At 72.2% G+C, this 17446-nt stretch carries 13 protein-coding genes; 7 read left to right on the forward strand and 6 right to left on the reverse strand.

Annotated elements, in window-relative coordinates; all coding sequences use genetic code 11:
• Nucleotides 1-25 precede the first annotated feature (25 nt).
• Both ACWDR0_RS06200 and ACWDR0_RS06205 read right to left on the reverse strand, forming a co-directional pair.
• A complete protein-coding gene (locus ACWDR0_RS06200; protein ID WP_456350448.1) occupies nucleotides 26-1684 on the reverse strand; it encodes a hypothetical protein in 1659 nt (552 codons plus the stop codon).
• Nucleotides 1674-3251: a hypothetical protein gene (locus ACWDR0_RS06205; RefSeq protein WP_456350449.1), complete on the reverse strand. Its 1578-nt coding sequence runs from the start codon at nucleotides 3249-3251 to the stop codon at nucleotides 1674-1676. The genes ACWDR0_RS06200 and ACWDR0_RS06205 overlap by 11 nt, the downstream gene beginning before the upstream one ends.
• 413 nt (nucleotides 3252-3664) lie before the next feature.
• Between ACWDR0_RS06205 and ACWDR0_RS06210 the strand changes: the two genes are divergently transcribed.
• The 7 genes from ACWDR0_RS06210 (at nucleotide 3665) to ACWDR0_RS06240 (ending at nucleotide 12976) form a co-directional block, all read left to right on the forward strand.
• On the forward strand, nucleotides 3665-5200 hold the full coding sequence (locus ACWDR0_RS06210) for an alpha/beta hydrolase (protein WP_456350450.1): 1536 nt from the start codon (nucleotides 3665-3667) through the stop codon (nucleotides 5198-5200).
• Nucleotides 5201-5430: 230 nt separating this feature from the next.
• A complete protein-coding gene (locus tag ACWDR0_RS06215) occupies nucleotides 5431-6960 on the forward strand; it encodes an alpha/beta fold hydrolase (protein WP_456350451.1) in 1530 nt (509 codons plus the stop codon).
• Nucleotides 6961-7039: 79 nt separating this feature from the next.
• Nucleotides 7040-8575, forward strand: a complete 1536-nt coding sequence (locus ACWDR0_RS06220) for an alpha/beta hydrolase (RefSeq protein ID WP_456350452.1) — start codon at nucleotides 7040-7042, stop codon at nucleotides 8573-8575.
• 263 nt (nucleotides 8576-8838) lie between these two features.
• A complete protein-coding gene (locus ACWDR0_RS06225) occupies nucleotides 8839-9279 on the forward strand; it encodes a RidA family protein (RefSeq protein ID WP_456350453.1) in 441 nt (146 codons plus the stop codon).
• Nucleotides 9280-9544: 265 nt separating this feature from the next.
• Nucleotides 9545-10585, forward strand: coding sequence for a Clp protease N-terminal domain-containing protein (locus tag ACWDR0_RS06230; RefSeq protein WP_456350454.1), 1041 nt, complete (start codon nucleotides 9545-9547; stop codon nucleotides 10583-10585).
• A 109-nt stretch (nucleotides 10586-10694) separates the two neighbouring features.
• Nucleotides 10695-11285, forward strand: coding sequence for a chorismate mutase (locus ACWDR0_RS06235; protein WP_456350523.1), 591 nt, complete (start codon nucleotides 10695-10697; stop codon nucleotides 11283-11285).
• Between the two features lie 251 nt (nucleotides 11286-11536).
• Nucleotides 11537-12976: an aldehyde dehydrogenase family protein gene (locus ACWDR0_RS06240; protein ID WP_456350455.1), complete on the forward strand. Its 1440-nt coding sequence runs from the start codon at nucleotides 11537-11539 to the stop codon at nucleotides 12974-12976.
• A gap of 244 nt (nucleotides 12977-13220) precedes the next feature.
• Here the strand turns inward: ACWDR0_RS06240 and ACWDR0_RS06245 are convergent, their stop codons facing one another.
• From ACWDR0_RS06245 to ACWDR0_RS06260, 4 genes are all read right to left on the reverse strand, one after another.
• Nucleotides 13221-14669 carry a PTS transporter subunit EIIC gene (locus tag ACWDR0_RS06245; protein WP_456350456.1) on the reverse strand — a complete coding sequence of 483 codons (1449 nt, stop codon included), beginning with the start codon at nucleotides 14667-14669 and terminating at the stop codon, nucleotides 13221-13223.
• Between the two features lie 69 nt (nucleotides 14670-14738).
• Nucleotides 14739-15959, reverse strand: a complete 1221-nt coding sequence (tgmC, locus tag ACWDR0_RS06250) for an ATP-grasp peptide maturase system methyltransferase (protein WP_456350457.1) — start codon at nucleotides 15957-15959, stop codon at nucleotides 14739-14741.
• Entirely contained in the window at nucleotides 15956-16246 is a 291-nt protein-coding gene (locus tag ACWDR0_RS06255) for a hypothetical protein (RefSeq protein WP_456350458.1), read from the reverse strand. The genes tgmC and ACWDR0_RS06255 overlap by 4 nt, the downstream gene beginning before the upstream one ends.
• A gap of 28 nt (nucleotides 16247-16274) precedes the next feature.
• Nucleotides 16275-17393: a methyltransferase domain-containing protein gene (locus ACWDR0_RS06260; RefSeq protein WP_456350459.1), complete on the reverse strand. Its 1119-nt coding sequence runs from the start codon at nucleotides 17391-17393 to the stop codon at nucleotides 16275-16277.
• Nucleotides 17394-17446 lie beyond the last annotated feature (53 nt).

Consider the following 17446-nt stretch of genomic DNA (forward strand, 5'->3'; position numbering starts at 1 on the left):
TCGGCACGGCCCGCCCGGTGCGGGGTCAGCGGACGTCGACGAAGTCCGAGCCGCCCGCGCTGTCGTAGTGCCGCGCGTCAGCGGTGTAGGTGTAGCGCCAGTAGCCGTCGGCCGCCGCGGCGACCTTCAGCGTGGCCTTGCCCTTGGCGTCCGTGTAGGCGTAGCCGCGGACGGACCACTTAGTACTGCCCTTCGGGAGGAAGGACAGGGTCACCCACTGCTTCGGCAGCGCCCGCCAGGTGCTGCCGTTGCGCTCGGTCAGCGTGGTGGTGACGGCGAGGGTCTTGCCCTTCTTCACCGGCTCCGGCGTGGCGTCGGCCGTGTTGACCCGGGTCGCGATCCGGGAGAGCGCCACCGGCGCGGAGGCCGTACCGGCGAAGCCCGCCTCGGTCGAGGTGACGACCCGGTAGTAGCCGTTGCCGCCGCCCGAGCTGAAGCGGAAGGTGTTCCAGTTGGCCGTGTCCACGCCTGCCTGAACGGTGGCGAGCGTCTTCCAGGTCCGCTTGTCGCCGGAGTACTCCAGCCGCAGGAGCTGCGTACCGGAGTCGTACACCCCGGTGTTGTAGGTGGCGCGCAGCGTGCCGGTGACGTTCACCCGGCTGTTGCTCGCCAGGGTGATGCTCGGCCGGACGGTGGTCTCGCGCGGTACCTCCAGGGAGCCCTGGGCGTAGCCGTTCTCGTACACCCCGTCGCCGTTGACCGACCAGGACGGGTTGTACTGGGCGCCCGCCGCCGGGGTCATGACGGCGGTGAAGGCACCGGTGGCGTCCGTGGTGACGACGGTGCGCTTGCCGGTGGCGTACGCGTGCAGCTCGACACCGGCCACGGCCGCGCCCTGGTAGGTGGCCCGGCCGGTGACGGTGACCTTCTCCCCGGGCAGGACCCGCTTCTTGTCCGCGGTCGCCGTGATGCTGATCTGGCGGGCGTCCGGGCCGTTGAAGGTGCTCTGCGCGGAGAGGGTGTCCTCGACACCGTTCTCCCGCATGGTGTGCTTCAGCGCGACGACCCGGTTGTACCGGGCGATCGGGAGGAGGGTGCTGAAGGTGCCGTCGGCGCCGGTGGTGACGGTGCCCGCCGGGTCCGGGGTGGCATCGGTGGTGTAGTCCAGCAGCGCCAGGGCGATGGTCCGGCTCGGGAGCGGGACCTGGTCGCCGGAGCCCGGCTGGACGCCGACGAGGGTGCCCTTGACCGTGGTGCCGCGGGTCTCCCAGTTGGGCTGCTCGCTCTTCAGCCCGGCGGCGTGGAGCCGCATGGTGAAGTCGAGGGTGCCCGCGTTCGCCCGGACCGCCTCGGCGCCGCCGCTCTCGCGGACCGTGATGTCGATGGCGTACTTGCCGAGCTGCGGAATGCTTCCGCCGTCCTCGGTGAGCTTCAGCGCGGCGGGGAGCTGGTAGCGGCCGGAACCGGGCGCCGTCTGGGTCAGCTCGGGGATCTCGGCGACGACGGTGTTCCCGTCGCGGACGACCGCCGACACCTTGGTGACGGTGGCGCCGGGAGTGTCCGTCCAGGCGCCGACCGTGAAGGAGCCGCGCTCCTGCGGGTCCGTCACGGCGCCGCCGATACCGATCCCGCCGGCCGCCGGGGCGGCCACGGCCGGGGAGACGCCCGCCGCCAGGGCGAGCGCGGCGGCGGAGGCGACGAGGGAGAGCGCCATGGGGCGGCGCGTGATCGCATCAGCGCGCATCGAGGTAGGTCGCCTTCGTCTCGGAGTAGAAGTAGCCGTTCATGGGCTCGGTGTACGCGGCCCAGTGCGCGTCCCCGTAGACCTTGGTCTTGAGGCTGTAGACGCCCTTGCTGTTCGTCTTGCCCTTGACCGCCCAGTACCACTGGCTGCCGCCCTTGGGCTTGACGGCCACGGTGACCTTGGCGTTGGGGTGCGCGACCCACTTGCCGTTCACCTGGCGCTGGAGCGTGCCCGAGACCGTGATGGTGCTGTTGTTCTTGGGCTTGGTGTTCGAGTACTTGTGGCCCGAGAACCGCGTGAGGTAGCGGCTGAGGAACTTCGGCGTGGCGGCGGCCGCGACGAAGCGGTTGGACTCGCCGTGGAAGAACCGGTAGTAGCCGCGGACATAGCCGTCCGTCTGGACGTTCACCCGGCACTCGTTGGTGCTGTAGTAGCCGGTCTTGATGCCCTTGAGGTTGTACCAGGTACGGCCGTCGGGCGAGTACTGGAAGCCGACCAGCTCGTCGTAGCAGTCGGTGCCGTAGACCCGGGCGCTCGCGGTGACCGTGCCGAACTCGTCCATGCTGTAGGCGGGCGAGCCGAAGCTGAACTTCTCGGGTACGGCGATCGCGCTGGAGTCGGTGGCATTGTCCGGGACCAGCGCCGAGGGCTTGACGTGCGTGTACACGGTGCCCGCCACGGTGGCCTTGCCGGTGTACGTGAAGGAGCCGTCGGCGGCGGACCGGCCGCTGCCCAGCGGCGTCTTGGTGTACGCGTCCCAGTGCCAGGGTGCCGAGAGCGACGAGATGACATTGGCGTTGGCGTACGGCTTCCAGCCCTCGCCGGTGAGCTTCTCGACCCGGCCCTTGACCGTGAACGGCTGGCCCTTGTGGACCCGCAGCTTGTCGGTGTCGGCCTGGATCCGCACCTGGCCCTTCTCGGCCGGGACGGTCGGCAGGGTGGTGGCGGGGTGGGTCGCGGTGTCGGATTCGATCGACTCCGCGTACGCCTGGCCGCCGGTGATCCGGCCCTCGGGCGTGACATTGATGGAGAACTTGCCCTCGGCGTCGACCTGCCGGGCGTAGCCCATGGTCACGGCCGAGTTCGGCCACTCCCGCTCCACCCTGACGTGCACCTGCACGACGGTGCCCTCCTTGGAGGGCTCGGTGAGGCCGGTGGCCGGGTTGTGCGTGGTGAGCGTGCCGGTCAGGACCGTCGTCGGGTTGTCGAGGTCCGTGGTGGCACGGTCGAAGGAGACCTCGGCGACCTTGGCGCGCTTGAAGTAGGCGAAGGTGCCGGTGGTCTGCTGCTGGACGGTGCCGCCGGGCAGGCGGTAGTCCACCCGGACCGGGTAGCGGCCGAAGGCGGTGCCGTCGGCGAGCTTGAGCACCCGGTCGGTGGTCCAGGTGTTGCGGCCGTCGCTGGTGAGCTGCTCGTCCTCCAGGAGGACGGCGGCGTCGGGCTGGGTCGAGGCGAGGACGGAGACCTTCACCCAGACCGCGTTGGACGGCAGGCCGACGGCGAGCTTGCCGTCGAAGGTGGTGGTGACGGAGGACACCGCCGCGTGCGCGGCCGGTGCCGTGATCACGACGGGGACGGTAACGCCCGCCGAGAGAGCGAAAATGGCTGCCGTACGTACAAGAGCACGAGGCAGTTTGCGCGCAGAACGCGTCAAAGGGACCCCCCACAGGTCAGCAAGAGGCGGCGGGCCGTCGGGGGCCGGCCGCGGGGCGATCGCGCGAGAGTGCGGCGGATCGCTCGAAAGCACGATAGCGGTGTGCTGCATGTGTTCTACCGGGTGGGGTGGGGAGAAAGCCAGCCTTTAAGACCGGTAATCGTCCCCTGAGGCTGGCTGGAATCCGCTGCATCCGGAGAATGACACCGGAGCCGGGCCATGGGACCCCAGGCAGAGGCGTTGCCGCCTTCACGGATGATTCGCCGCAATCACCGGGTCGGGCAGGGTCGTTCCTGTCCCGAATCCCAGCGGAAGGAACCTATTCCGTGAAGGCAAGACGTCTGGCTCCCGTCGTGGCGGCGGTGAGTGCGCTGGTGGCCCTGGCCCCGGCGGTGGCGGTCGCCGCACCGTCCGGCCCGGGCCCCGCCCGGACGCCGATATCCCCCTCCTCCCCGGTGTCGTGGCAGCGCTGCGGCCCGGACACCCCCGCCGGTTTCGAGTGCGCCACCGTACGGGTGCCGCTCGACTACCGGAAGCCCGCCGGAAAGAAGATCGGAGTCGCGGTCTCCCGGATCCGGGCCGCGGACCCGGCGAAGCGGCGCGGTGTGCTCCTGTTCAACCCCGGCGGCCCCGGCGGCGAGGGCCTGTCGATGCCCGTGGAGTTCCAGCGGGCGCTGCCGCGGTCCGTCCTCGACTCCTACGACCTGGTCGGCTTCGACCCGCGGGGCATCGGGCGGAGCGCCCCCGTCACCTGCGGTCTGGCCGACGAGGAGACGCACTGGCCCCGCCCGTACGACGCGGGGACGTTCGCCGCGGACACGGCGCGCACGCGCGGCACCGCCGAGAAGTGCCGGAGCAAGTACGGCGCCGACCTGAAGCACTTCACCACCCGGAACACCGCCCGTGACCTGGACGCCGTCCGGGCCGCCCTCGGCGAGCGGAAGATCTCCTATCTGGGCTACTCGTACGGCACCTATCTGGGCGCCGTGTACCTCCAGATGTTCCCGGGCCGCGCCGACCGGTTCGTGCTGGACAGCGCGGTCGACCCGGAGCTGGCCTGGCGGGAGACCTTCCGCAATTGGGGTGCCGAGGTGGGCCCCGCGTTCGACCGGTGGACCCGGTGGACGGCCGCCCGGCACGGGCAGTACGGACTCGGCGCCACCCCGCGGGCCGTCTCCCGCACCTTCTGGGGCATCGTCCGCCAGGCCGAGCGGAAGCCGATCCGGATCGGTGCCGACCTCGTCGGCGGCGATGCGATACGCGACGAGATGCGCGGCCTGTTCTTCGGTGTCGAAGGGGCCGCCGAGACGGTCGTGATGCTGAAGAAGGCGGCGGCCGGGAAGCCGGTGCCCGCCCTGCCGGAGGAGCCCGCGCCCTCCGACAACGAGGCGTCCAGCCAGTTCGCGATCCTCTGCGGGGACGCGGCCTGGCCGCGCAGCCCGGGGACGTACGCCAAGGACTCCGTACGCGACGGAAAGCGGTATCCGCTCTACGGCGACTTCGCCTCCAACATCACCCCCTGCGCCTTCTGGGACCGGCCCGCCGAGCCCGCGACGAAGGTGGACAACCGGGTGCCGTCACTGATCCTTCAGAACGAGTGGGACTCGCAGACCCCGCTGAGCACGGCCCAGGGCATGCACCGGGCCCTGAAGGGCTCCCGGATGGTGACCGTCGACGAGGGCGAGGGCCACGGGGTCTACCTGTACGGCGGGGCGTGTGCGAACGATGTGGCCACCGAGTACCTGACGAGCGGACGGCTGCCGGTGAAGGATGTGACCTGCCGGGCGCCCGCTCCGGGGGAACGGAAGGCCGCGGTGTCGCCGCCGCCCGCGCCGCGAGGACCATTCGGGGCGGGCGCGTAGGCCGTTCCTGCCGGATCCCGCCGGGCCCGGTCCGGAAGCAGTTCCCCGGCCCGTAGCCCGTACCGCCCTCCCCGTACCCCGCTCCTCCCCGTACCACACCAGCCGGTGAACCCCACCCCCATCACCGGGCGATAACCCCGGCCGAACCCCCGTCCCCGCCCGCGCCGGCCGACCACCGGCGTGTCCGACGAACGGAAGGAACGACCCCCGTGCAGGCAGGAAGAAGACGTATGGTGCCGCTGCTCGCGCTGAGCGTGCTGGCGACCCTCTCCCCCGCGCTCGCCGGTGCCCCGGCAGCCGCTGCCTCCCCCACCGGCACGGCTTCGGCCGTGCAGAGCCCCGTATGGCGCGACTGTCCGACGCCGGAGTCGCCGGAACTGCGGTGCGCCACGCTGAAAGTGCCGCTGGACTACCGGAATCCGGGCGGCAAGAAAATCGATATGGAGATCTCCCGACTCCAGGCGGCCGATCCGCAGAAGCGGCGCGGAATTCTCGTCATCAATCCCGGCGGCCCCGGCGGCTCCGGACTCAATCTCCCCGGAATGCTGCGCTCTCTGCTGCCCGCCGAGGTCCAGGACCGTTACGACCTGGTCGGCTTCGACCCGCGCGGGGTCGGACAGAGCACGCCCCTGCGGTGCGGACTGTCACCCGCGGAGATCGCCATCGAACGCCCCTACAAGAAGGAGACGTTCGCCCGGGACGCCGCGGTGTCGCGGTCCTTCGCGGAGAAGTGCCGGGCCGCGTACGGCAGCGACATCAAGCACTTCAACACCCGCAACACCGCCCGGGACATCGACTCCCTCCGGGCCGCCCTCGGCGAGAAGAAGGTCAACTACTTCGGGATCTCCTACGGCACGTACCTCGGCGCGGTCTACACCCAGCTCTTCCCGCACCGCTCCGACCGGTTCGTGCTGGACAGCGGGGTCGACCCGGCCCTGGTCTGGCGGAAGGACTTCCGGCTCTGGGCCACGGAGGCGGAGAAGGCGTTCGACCGGTGGGCGGAGTGGGCCGCGGCGCGGAACGCGCAGTACGGCCTCGGCACCACCCCGGAGGCCGTCTCCCGCACCTTCTGGAAGATCGTCGCCCAGGCCGACCGGAAGCCGATCCGGATGGGCGAGCAGCTCTTCGACGGAGCCAGGATCCGCGCCGCGATGCGGCCCGCGTTCTTCACCACGGCGCTCGCCAGCGGATACGCCGCCGATCTGAAGGCGGCGGCGGAGGGGAAGCCCGTACCCGCCCTGCCCGTCTACGACTTCGACGAGGGCTTCGTCAGCAGTATGTGGGCCGTGACCTGCGGCGACGAGAACTGGCCGCAGGATCCGCAGGTCTACGCCCGGCAGGCCGCCAGCGACAAGGTCCGCTATCCGGTCTACGGGGACCATGCCTCGCACATCAACCCGTGCGCCTACTGGGACCGGATCGCCGAGCCCACCACCGTCGTCGACAACAGGGTCGGCGCGCTGATCCTCCACAACGAGTGGGACTCGCAGACCCCCCTCCCCGACGGGATCGGGCTGCGCAAGGCCATGAAGGGCTCCCGGCTCGCCCTGGTGGAGGGCGGTGAGGGCCACGGCGTCTACCACACGCTCGCCAGCTCCTGCGCCAACAAGCTGGCCAACACCTACCTGGTGACAGGGGAGTTGCCCCGCAAGGATGTCCGCTGCACCCCGGACCCGGTGACGGCGGAACAGCAGAAGAAGCGGAGCCAGGCGCCGCTGATCGCACCTCTGGCGCGCGGGCCGGTGCACGGGGTTGGCTGACCCGCGTACCTCCCCGAACCGACCGTTCCGACGATCATCCGAGAGGACCCGTTCAGTGCAGGCACGACGCTATGTCCCCGTGGCAGCGGTCAGCGCGCTGGCAACCCTGTTGCCGCTCGTCTCCGTCGCCGCCCCGGCCTCGGCGGCCCCCACCGATCCTGACGGGCAGCAGCAGCGCCTTTCGTGGCAGCGGTGCAGCCCCACCGAGCCCGCCGCCTACGAGTGCACCACCCTGAAGGTGCCGCTGGACTACCGGAACCCGGGCGGCAAGAAGATAGACATCGCGGTGTCCCGGATCCGGGCGGCCGACCCGGAGAAGCGGCGCGGGGTGCTTCTCTTCAACCCCGGCGGCCCCGGCGGCCCCGGCCTCGGCGACCCGCTGGACTGGGGCGGCCGGCTGCCGCAGTCCGTACTGGACCGCTACGACCTGATCGGCTTCGACCCGCGCGGCGTGGCCCGCAGCAACGCCGTCGAGTGCGGCACCACCGCCCCGGACGAGCGGGCCATCCTGCGTCGGTTCACGTCGGAGACCTTCGCCTCGGACGTGGCCTGGGCCAAGGGCATAGCCGACAAGTGCCGGAAGAAGTACGGCGCGGACCTGAAGCACTACACCACCCGGAACACCGCCCGCGATATGGACGGCATCCGGGCCGCCCTCGGCGAGAAGAAGTTCAACTACATCGGGGTGTCGTACGGCACCTATCTGGGCGCGGTCTACACCCAGATGTTCCCGCAGCGCTCCGACCGGATGATCCTGGACAGCGCCGTCGACCCGAAGCTGGCCTGGCGCGGCATGCTCCAGTCCTGGGCGACGGCGGCGCAGCCCGCGTTCTGGCGGTTCGCGGAGTGGGCCGCCGAGCGGAACGGCCAGTACGGCCTCGGCGCCACCCCGCAGGCGGTCGCGGAGGGCTTCTGGAAGCTCGTCCGCGAGGCCGACCGAAAGCCCATCAAAATAGGGGACACCCACTACGACGGCGCCGCGCTCCGCTCGGTGATGCGCCCGCTGTTCTTCTACCGCGCGGAGGGCGCTTACATCCTCGGCGTGTTCAAGGACGCGGCGGCGGGCAAGCCCGTGCCGGACTTCCCGAGGTGGTACCCCGGCGACAACGACATATCCCTGTTCAACGCGGTCGCCTGCGGCGACACCGGCAACTGGCCGCGGAACCCGCAGAAGTACGCGTCCGACGCGGCCATGGACTCCGTCTGGTCCCCGATCTTCGGCGACCACGCCTCCAACATCACCCCCTGCGCCTTCTGGGACCGGCCCGCGGAGCCCGCGACGAACGTGAACAACCGGGTGCCGTCGCTGATCCTCCAGGCGGAGTGGGACTCCCAGACCCCGCTGTTCACCGCGCAGGGCCTGAACCGGGCGATGAAGGGCTCCCGGATGGTGACGGTCGAGGAGGGCGAGGCCCACGGTGTCTACCGGTACGGGATCAGCGCCTGTGCCGACGGGGTCGCGACCGACTACCTGGTGACCGGGAAGCTCCCGGCGAAGAACGTGAGCTGTGCGGCGGACCCGCGGCCGGCCGGTTCGGCGAAGGCGAGCGCCGGGAGCCCGGAGAACGCGCAGGGCGGCGAGCGTACGCCGCGGGTGATCCCGGACCGGTTCTGAGTGCGGTGCTGAACAGGGACTGTGTACGGACCTGAACAGGGACTGAGAACGGACTGAGTACGGACCTGATGCCGGGGCGCCGCCGCTGAGTGCGGGCCCGGCCGGAGCGCCCTCCCGCACACCCCGTGCGGGAGGGCGCTCCTCCGTTCTCCCCGGATCCGTTCCCAGCGGGCCTCTCCGGGCGCCGCCCCGGGCCCGCGGCACACCGTCGGCGGCCGGAAAACGGAGTGCGTGATTCACCGGTGCGCCGCAGACTCGGCCACATGACGGACAACACCCCTCAGAACCCCCGTACCCCCCAGCACATCGACCGCATCAACCCCGAAGGGCTCCACGCCACCCCCGGCTACCACCACATCACCGTCGTCGAGGCGGGCCGTACCGCCTATCTCTCCGGGCAGTGCCCCCTGGACCTCTCCGGCGAGGTCGTCGGCAAGGGCGATCTCGACGCCCAGATCGACCAGGTCGCGGCAAACGCCCTGACCGCCCTGCGGGCCGTGGGCGCCGGACCCGAGCATGTCGTCCGCTCCCTGATCCATGTGGTCAGCTCCGACGAGAAGGTGCTGGCCGCGGCGTGGGACCGGCTCAACGAATCCGTCATCGCGCCCGCCTTCTCCACCGCCAGCACCCTGATCGGCGTGGCCCAGCTCGGCTACCCGGGCCAGCTGGTCGAGGTCGACCTGACGGCGTCGCTCCCGGCCTGAGGCGCCCGAGTCCTGAGCCACCCGGGTCCTGACGCGCCCGGGTCCTGAGGCGCCCGCCGCCCGGCGACCTTCGTCGTTCGCGGTGTCGACGAACGGCGGACGCGGCGCCCCGCCCCCGCCCGGCAGTCTGTACCCCGGACGACGAACCGGCGACGGGCGACGGTCGACCGGCGACCGGCGACCGGCGACCGGCAATGGACGACCGGCGACCATCGACGGGCGATGGGCGATGGGCGATGGGCGACAGGGAAAGCGGGAGGGCCTGATGGTGGACACACAGCTCGACATCGGCTGGCGGGTGACGGGCATCCTCGGCGCCGCATGGGGAGCCACCGACACCGACATCATCGGGACCGAACACCTGCTGGCCGGAATCACCGACTCCAAGGGCCCGGCCCGGGACGCGCTCGCCGCCGAGGGCGTGACCAGGACCGCCGTACTGGCGATCCTGCGCGACCGGCAGGGCACCCCGGGCGCCGTGCCCTGGACCGCCGGTGACGGCGATGCGGCCCCCGTCTCCTGCCGGGACGTCCTCGGCCCGGACGGCGAGGAGCGGCGGAAGCTCAGCGAGCGGGCGCGGCTGGCCCTCGAAACCGCCCTGGAGCTGGGGACGGCCGACGCCCGCCGGGAGCCCACCGGCATCGGCAAGCTGCTGCCGGAGCATCTGCTGCGCGGACTGCTCCGGGACGGTGACGACCGCTGCGCCGAGGTGCTGGCGCTCTGCGGGACGACGGCCGCGGCGGTGCTGGCCCGGCTGGACGGCGAGGAGCCGCCCGAGCCCCCGGCGGACGGCCTCGACCCGCTGCTCCGGCCCACCCGCGACCTGCTGCTCGGCCGCCGCGGCTATCCGATGGTGTTCTGGAGGCGCTGGCTGGTCTCCGGGGTCAACTGGGCCGCCTCCCCGACCGCCTGGGTGCTCCGGGAGACATACGAACAGGCCCGGGTGCTGGGACACCGGCGGATCGGCACCGAGCACGTCCTGCTGGCGGTGCTCGCCACCCACGAGGTGGCCCGCGCCCACCCGCATCTGGCCCGGGAGGGCGCCTCCGGCGCGGGCAACCGCTACCGGGGCGGTGACCGGCTGGCCGCGATGGGCCTCGGCTACGCGACCGTACGGAAGGCCCTGGCGACCGCCCCGGAACTGGGCGCCGACCCGCGGCCCGCGGCCGAACTCCTCGACGGCGTACGGCAGGACGACGGAACCGGCCCCCTGGTGGAAGCCCTCCTGCAGGACGGAACGCGCGCCGGTCGCCTGATCCGGCACATCCGGGGCGCGGACTCCCGGCAGCCGACCACTGCCGGGTGAACACCACCGCCGAAGGGGACGAACCGTGTCCAGCGAGACCACCAAGAACAGCTCCGCCGCCGCCTCCCGTACCGCCCGGACCACGGGCGGCCGCCGCGGGGGCGCGCGGCTGGCGCTGACCGCCGCCGCCGTCACCGGGGTGCTGGCCGCCGGAGCGGCCCCGGCGAGTGCGCACGGCGGGCCCGGGGCGGCCCCGGCCGGTGTCCCGTCCTCGTACTCCCAGCTCCTTCCGGTCACCACCCTCTCCGCCGAGCGGCTCGCCACCGCGGACCTCGTCGCGGCGGCGAAGTGGGGCACCGGCAGCCCGATCGACGATCCGGCGCGCGAGCAGGTGGTTCTCGACACGGTGCGGCAGCAGGCGGTGGAGGCGGGCGCCGACCCGGAGCAGACCGTCGCGATCTTCCGCGACCAGATCGAGGCCAACAAACTCGTCCAGCGCGGACTGCACGCCCTGTGGACCGAGGACCCGTCGAAGGCACCGGCCGAGCGCCCCGACCTGGCGGAGGTCCGCAAGGAGATCAACCGCATCAACGCCGCGCTGGTGCGGGCCATCGCGGGCTCGGACCGGGCCCGTTCGACCTGGTCCTGCCGGGGGGTGCTGGCCATCACCGCCGTCCAGGTGCGCCAGGAGAAGCAGCTCGACAAGCTGCACTCGAAGGCGCTGGTGCGGGCGGTCCCGTCGGTGTGCCCGGTCCGCTGACCGCTCCCCGTACCGGAGACGCCGCTCTCACCACGGCGGTGCCTCCGGTACGGGACCGGCCCGGCACACCGGAACCGGAGGAAGGCCGCCGGGGCCCGCGCGGGGGGCGGGCCCCGGCGGGCGCACCCCGGCACCGGTGGCGGCACGCGCGGTCCGGACGGCGTGTCCGGGCTCTCGACGGGGGCCGGACCGCCCTGGATGATCGGGACCGATCGGCCAGGGACGGACCGGACACCGAGGAGCGCACCCTCATGACCACCGCAGAGCAGCAGTTGTTCATCGCCGGGAGCTACACGAACGGCTCCGGCACCGCCCGGGCGGAGGTCGTCTCCCCCGCCACCGGCGAGCCCGTCGGCTCCTTCCCGCTGCCGGCCGCCGCCGATCTCGACACCGCCGTCGCCGCCGCCCACACGGCCCAGCGCGACTGGGCGGAGGTCAATGTGTGGGAGCGCGCGGCGCTCTGCCACCGGATCGCGGACGAACTCGACGCGCGCCGCGACGGACTGGCCCGGCTCCAGACCCTGGAGCAGGGGAAGCCGCTGGCCGAGTCGGTCGCCGATGTCACGGAGGCCGCGCAGCTCTTCCGGCTGCACGCGGAGGACGCCGTACGACTCAACGGGGAGACGCTGCTCTCCCGCGACAGCAGCAAGCGGATGTTCACGTTTCATCGCCCGGTGGGCACCTGGGGGATCATCACGCCCTGGAACTTTCCGCTGCTGATGTTCGCGGAGTTCGCCGCGCCCGGTCTGGCGACCGGTAACGCCCTGGTCGTGAAACCCCCGGAGAACACACCGCTCACCGTGCTGCGTGCGATGGAGGCGCTGGTGGCGGCCGGGCTGCCCGAGGGGCTCGTCAGTGTGCTGCCCGGGGACGGGGAGTTCGGGGACGCGCTCGTACGCCACCGGGGCATCCATGCCGTCGGGTTCATCGGCTCCTCCGCGACCGGCGCGAAGATCACCGCGGCGGCGGGGCTGAAGCGCTCGCTGATGGAGTGCTCCGGCAACGGCCCGCTGGTGGTCCTGGCCGACGCGGACATCGAGGCGGCGGCCCGGGCCGCGGTGGACGGCGCGTACCCCTGCGCGGGCCAGGTCTGCTGCGCCACGGAGCGGGTGGTGGTCCACGAGGACGTCCGGGAGGCCTTGGTGGCGGCCGTGCTGCGCGAGTCGGAGCGGGTGGTGCTCGGCGACCCCTTCGACGAGAAGACCCTGCTGGGCCCGGTGAACAACGAGGGCGTGGCGGCCAAGATGGACCGGCATATCGCGGACGCGCGGGAGCGGGGCGCCCGGGTCCTGCGGGGCGGCCGGCGGCGGCCGGGGATGCCGACGGACCTGTACTACGAGTTCACGGTGGTGGACGGGGTGCCCGAGGACAGCCTGCTGGCGAAGGAGGAGTCCTTCGGCCCGGTGGTCCCGGTGATCACCGGGCGCGACGAGGACGACCTGCTGCGGATCGCCAACGACGACGCGCTCGGCCTCCAGGGCGCGGTCTTCACCCGGAGCATGACGTCGGCGTTCCGCTTCATGGAGCAGCTCCAGGTCGGCCAGGTGATGGTGAACGAGTCCAACAACTGGTGGGACATCAATATGCCGTTCGGGGGCGCGGGCGGGCGGGGCACGGGCTGGGGCCGGATCGGCGGCAAGTGGACGCTTCTGGATATGACGGATACGAGGACGGGTGTGATCAGCCTGTAGGCCGTGTCCGGCGGGCGGCGCGGGCGCTCAACGGCGGCCCGCGCCGCTCCTGTCGCGCCGCTCGGGGTCGTACCAAACTCCGCGCCGGGCTCGTTGTCAGTGGCCCGCAGTACGTTGGTGTCCGCTTCAACGGCCGGACGGAGATCGTGAGGGACTCGCGGCTATGGGGGGTGGGTGTGATCCCGGCGGCCTGCTCGGATCCGGTGAATTCCGTGCCCCACCCCCCACACTCCGCGGATACCGTTCAGACGGCCCGCGCCATCCCCGGTTCCGCCCCCTTCCCCCCTTCCCCTCCCTCTTTCCCTTCCTCCTTCTTCTCCCCCTCCCCGCAGTCGTGTTCGGCGAGCATGGCCGGGGTGAAGCCGAACCAGTAGGTGGCGGCGAACCCGGCCGCGTACCCCGTGAGCAGCCCGCCCGCATAGACGGCGGCGGCGGTGCCCAGCCCCCGGTCGCCCTGGAGCAGCGGGAACAGGGCCCAGCCGGAGGGCCCGATGGCGGTGGCGCCGAACCGGTCGCCGAGCATGGCGAAGAGCCCGACGAAGCCGCCGCCGAACGCGCCCCCGACGCAGGCGGTGACGAACGGCCTTCCCAGGGGCAGCGATACGCCGTAGATGAGGGGTTCGCCGACGCCCAGCAGGCCTGCCGGGAGTGCGGAGCGCACGGTCGTCCGGATCGCCGGATTGCGCGGCAGCCGGGCGTAGACGGCCATCGCCGCGCCGACCTGGCCCGCGCCCGCCATGGCGAGCATCGGCAGCAGTACGGTCGCGCCCTGCTGCTCGATGAGAGTGGCGTGGATGGGGATGAGGGCCTGGTGCAGCCCCAGCATGACCAGCGGCAGGAACAGCCCGCCGAGCAGGAACCCGGCGCCCGCGCCGCCGTACTCCAGCAGATGGCCGACGGCGGTGCCGATGGCGGCGGCGACCTCCCCGGCGGCGTACATCAGCCCGTACAGGGTGACGAGTCCGGCGACGAGGACGGTGACGGCGGGGGTGACGAGGACATCGAGCGCCGCGGGCAGCCGGCCCCGTACCCACCGCTCGGTGTACACGGCGACGAGCGCGGCGGCCAGCGCGCCCAGAACACCGCCCTGCCCCGGTGAGAGCCGCTCGCCGAAGACCTCGACCCGCTCCACCCCGGGAAACACGACAACGGCGGCGACGGCGCCCCCGAGGACGGGTGTGCCGCCGAACTCGCGGGCGGTGTTGTAGCCGACGAAGACGGCGATCAGGGCCATGAAGCCGCCCGCGACGGCGAGGAGGGCGGGCGTGATCCCGGGGGCGATCCGCAGATTGGCGAGGAGGCCCGCGAACCCGGCGACGACGCCGCAGCCGATGAGGGCGGGAATCAGGGGCACGAAAACGTTGGCGACGCGCCGCAGCACCCCCTTCACCCCACCCCGTCCCGGCACCGCCTCCCCGCCCGCCCCGCCCGCCCCCACCAGCGCCTCGAACTCCGCGGCAACCCGGTTGACCACCCCGGGCCCGAGGACGATCTGATACGAGTCCCCGTCCTCGACCACCCCGAGCACCGCCGGATGCCCGGCCACTTCCTCGTGCCGCACGGCCCCGCGGTCGGCGAGCCGCAGCCGGAGGCGGGTCATGCAGTGCGCGATGTCCCGCACGTTCGCGGCGCCGCCGACGGAGCCGAGGAGGGAGCGAGCGAGGCTCGCGGCGTCGTTGTTCTGTCCCGTCATGCCCGGATGTGTACCCCGGGGATGTCCAGGTGCTTCCGGAGGTCGGTCATCCGGCGGACGGATGATCCGTCACCCGGGCAGACACCACCATCGGCGGCCGTCCGGGGTTTCCAGCTGAACGCGCTGTCCGGTGGGGGTGATGGTGAGCGTGAAGGCGGTCTGGGGCGGGGATCCGGCGCGGCTCCAGGTGCTGATGGCGGCTTCGATGCGATCCCAGAGGCGGGTGGGGCCGCCTTGGCGTACCCGGAAGGCCCCGTCGTCCCGGTCGGGCACCAGGGTGGCAAAGGATCCGTCACGCGGGTCGATGACATGGTCCAGCACGGGCCCGCCGTCGATGCCGGTGCCGAGGTACTGGGCACCGGGCGCGGCGAGCTGTGCGAGGAACTGCGGCATCCAGTCGCTCAGTACGTCCGGGCCGTATCGCGCCCGGCGTTCCCGGGCCGGCCGGCGAAGGAGGACTCCGGCATCGGTGAGTACGGGGGCAGCGTGCGGGCGGGCGGTCATGAAGGACACGGTTCCGGGCAGAAAGCGGCCGTGTGCCCGCCGGCCGTCCTCGACGGTCAACCGCACCAGACCGGAGCCGTGGAGCCGGCCGGAGACCGTAGTGAGGATGGTGCCTCCGGCCTTGACCTGGTTCAACCAGGCGCCGGGGACGGTACGCACCGAGCAGGTGGCGATCAGGTGATCGTACGAACCGGCGCCGTGCTGCCCGAGCCGTCCGTCCCCGAGCAGTCCGTCGCCATGGATCAACCGGGGCTCGTACCCGGCCGTGGCGAGCGCGCTCCGGGCACGGGACGCGACAGCCGGGTCGTACTCCACCGAGGTGACATGGTCGCTGCCGAGGCGGTGGCACATCAGCGCGGTGGAGTATCCGGTCCCGGTGCCCACTTCCAGTACCCGCTGCCCCTCCTGCGGATTCAGGTCCTCCAGCATGCGGACGACGAGACTCGGCAGGGTGGACGAGGACGTGGGATCGCCGCCCAGCGGACCGTCCACCTCGCCGGGGTGTACGCCGCCGTCGAGCTGGGTTACCAGCGTCTCGTCCGTGTAGATCCCCGCCAGCCACGCGTCCGCGCCCTCGGAGGCGGGTGTGACGGGGGTCCAGACAGTGCCCCGGGGGCCGTCGGTCCGGCGGAAGAACGCGGGAACGAAGACCTCCCGCGGCACCTCGGCGACTGCCGACCGCCAGGCATCCGAACGCAGCGCACCGCCGTCCGCCAGCCGGTCGGCCAGACGCTTCCGGAGCAGGCCCGCAAGCCCGTCGGAGACTGCGGGGGAAGAGTCCGTCATGGGCATCCCTTTTCCAGTAGGTCGGCGAGTGCGGCGGCGATGGCGGTAACGGTCGGCGTATCGACGAAGGCCCACTGCCCGTTGGGGTTGCACTCGTACATCCACCAACGGCCGTCCCGGTCGAGCCCGAAGTCGAAGGCCCCGAAGACCAGGCCCAGCGAGGCCATCAGAGTGCTCAGACCGGACCGGATTCCGGCGGGCACGTCGACAGGGGCGAAAGAGACCCTTCCGTAGTCCTGTCGCCAGTCCAGGTGGTCTCCGTCGACGGTGACAAGGGTGGCGAACATGCGGGCGCCCACAACGGCGATCCGGGCATCAACGCACCACCCTCTCCTCGCTGTCCAGCCACACCCGCTCGCCGTCCGCCGCGACGGTGATCCCGAACCGGTCGCGCCCCGGGCGGCCCCACCGTTCCCACTCCCGGAAGGCCGCTTCGGCCGTGTCCCAGAGCCGCTCGGGGCCGTACTGCTCCACCGGGTAATCCCGCCTGCCGGGCGCATGGTCGACGGATGCCCAGGAAGCGCGGTCGTCGGCGAGGATCCAGAGGGTCGTCTCACCGCTGCCGTCGTCGGCCCGGACGAGGTGGTACCAGGCGCGCGGCAGCGCCAGTCCGACGGCGAACAGCGCGTCCGTGTCCCGCAGCAGGCGGTGCGGGTCCAGGGCCGTACGGGCCGGGTCGGCGTCGGTGGTGTGGTGGAGGAAGTCCCGGAGGCGACCGCGGTACGGACGGCCGTTGCGGGTCCGCATGAACGACGGGCGGCCGTGGAACCGGCCGCGCCCGACGCCGTCCGCTACGTCCAGCACGGCGAAGCTCGCATGGAAGAAGCTGCCGCCCCAGGGCGCGACGATCCGGCCGCCGGGGGTCTGCTCGATCCACGCGTACGGGATCCGGGGCACGGTGTAGGTGGCGATGAGCCGGTCGTACGGGGCGTCCGGCGGCCACCCCAGGTCCGCGTCGCCGCAGACGATCCGCGGGCTCGTGCCGGCCGCGGCGGCGTTCCCGGCGGCCTGCCCGGCCAGTACCGGGTCGATATCGACGGAGACGACGCTCCCGCCCCCGAGCCGGTGCGCCAGCCAGGCCGCGTTGTACCCGGTCCCCGCCCCGGCCTCCAGCACCCGGTGCCCTGCCGCCACCCGGAGCAGCGCGAGCATCTCCAGCATGACCGACGGCATCGAGCTGGAAGAGGTGGGCAGCCGGTACGCCCCCGCGGGAGCGTCACGCCCGTCGTCGACCTGGGTGATCAGCGCCAAGTCGCCGTAGACGCAGCGCAGCCAGCGCTCCGGCTCACTCCGGCGGTCGACGGTCCGGCCGCCGGTCTCGAAGCGGTCCGGCAGGAACAGCTCCCGCCGGACGGCCGCGACGGTCTCCTCCCAGCCGGGGGGAATCGCTCCCTTGCCGGTCAGGATCTCGACCAGTCGTCCGGGTGTGCTCACCTCACTCCTCGTCGTCCGCGGGAGGAATCGGCCGGTCCCACTGCCCGTCGGCC

The organism is Streptomyces sp. NPDC003691, from assembly GCF_053981115.1.

Coding starts and splice junctions, on each gene's coding strand:
- ACWDR0_RS06200 (WP_456350448.1), bottom strand. CDS start 1,684: ATGCGCGCTGATGCGATCACGCGCCGCCCCATGGCGCTCTCCCTCGTC.
- ACWDR0_RS06215 (WP_456350451.1), top strand. CDS start 5,431: ATGGTGCCGCTGCTCGCGCTGAGCGTGCTGGCGACCCTCTCCCCCGCG.
- ACWDR0_RS06225 (WP_456350453.1), top strand. CDS start 8,839: ATGACGGACAACACCCCTCAGAACCCCCGTACCCCCCAGCACATCGAC.
- ACWDR0_RS06230 (WP_456350454.1), top strand. CDS start 9,545: ATGGTGGACACACAGCTCGACATCGGCTGGCGGGTGACGGGCATCCTC.
- ACWDR0_RS06240 (WP_456350455.1), top strand. CDS start 11,537: ATGACCACCGCAGAGCAGCAGTTGTTCATCGCCGGGAGCTACACGAAC.
- ACWDR0_RS06245 (WP_456350456.1), bottom strand. CDS start 14,669: ATGACGGGACAGAACAACGACGCCGCGAGCCTCGCTCGCTCCCTCCTC.
- tgmC (WP_456350457.1), bottom strand. CDS start 15,959: ATGACGGACTCTTCCCCCGCAGTCTCCGACGGGCTTGCGGGCCTGCTC.
- ACWDR0_RS06255 (WP_456350458.1), bottom strand. CDS start 16,246: ATGTTCGCCACCCTTGTCACCGTCGACGGAGACCACCTGGACTGGCGA.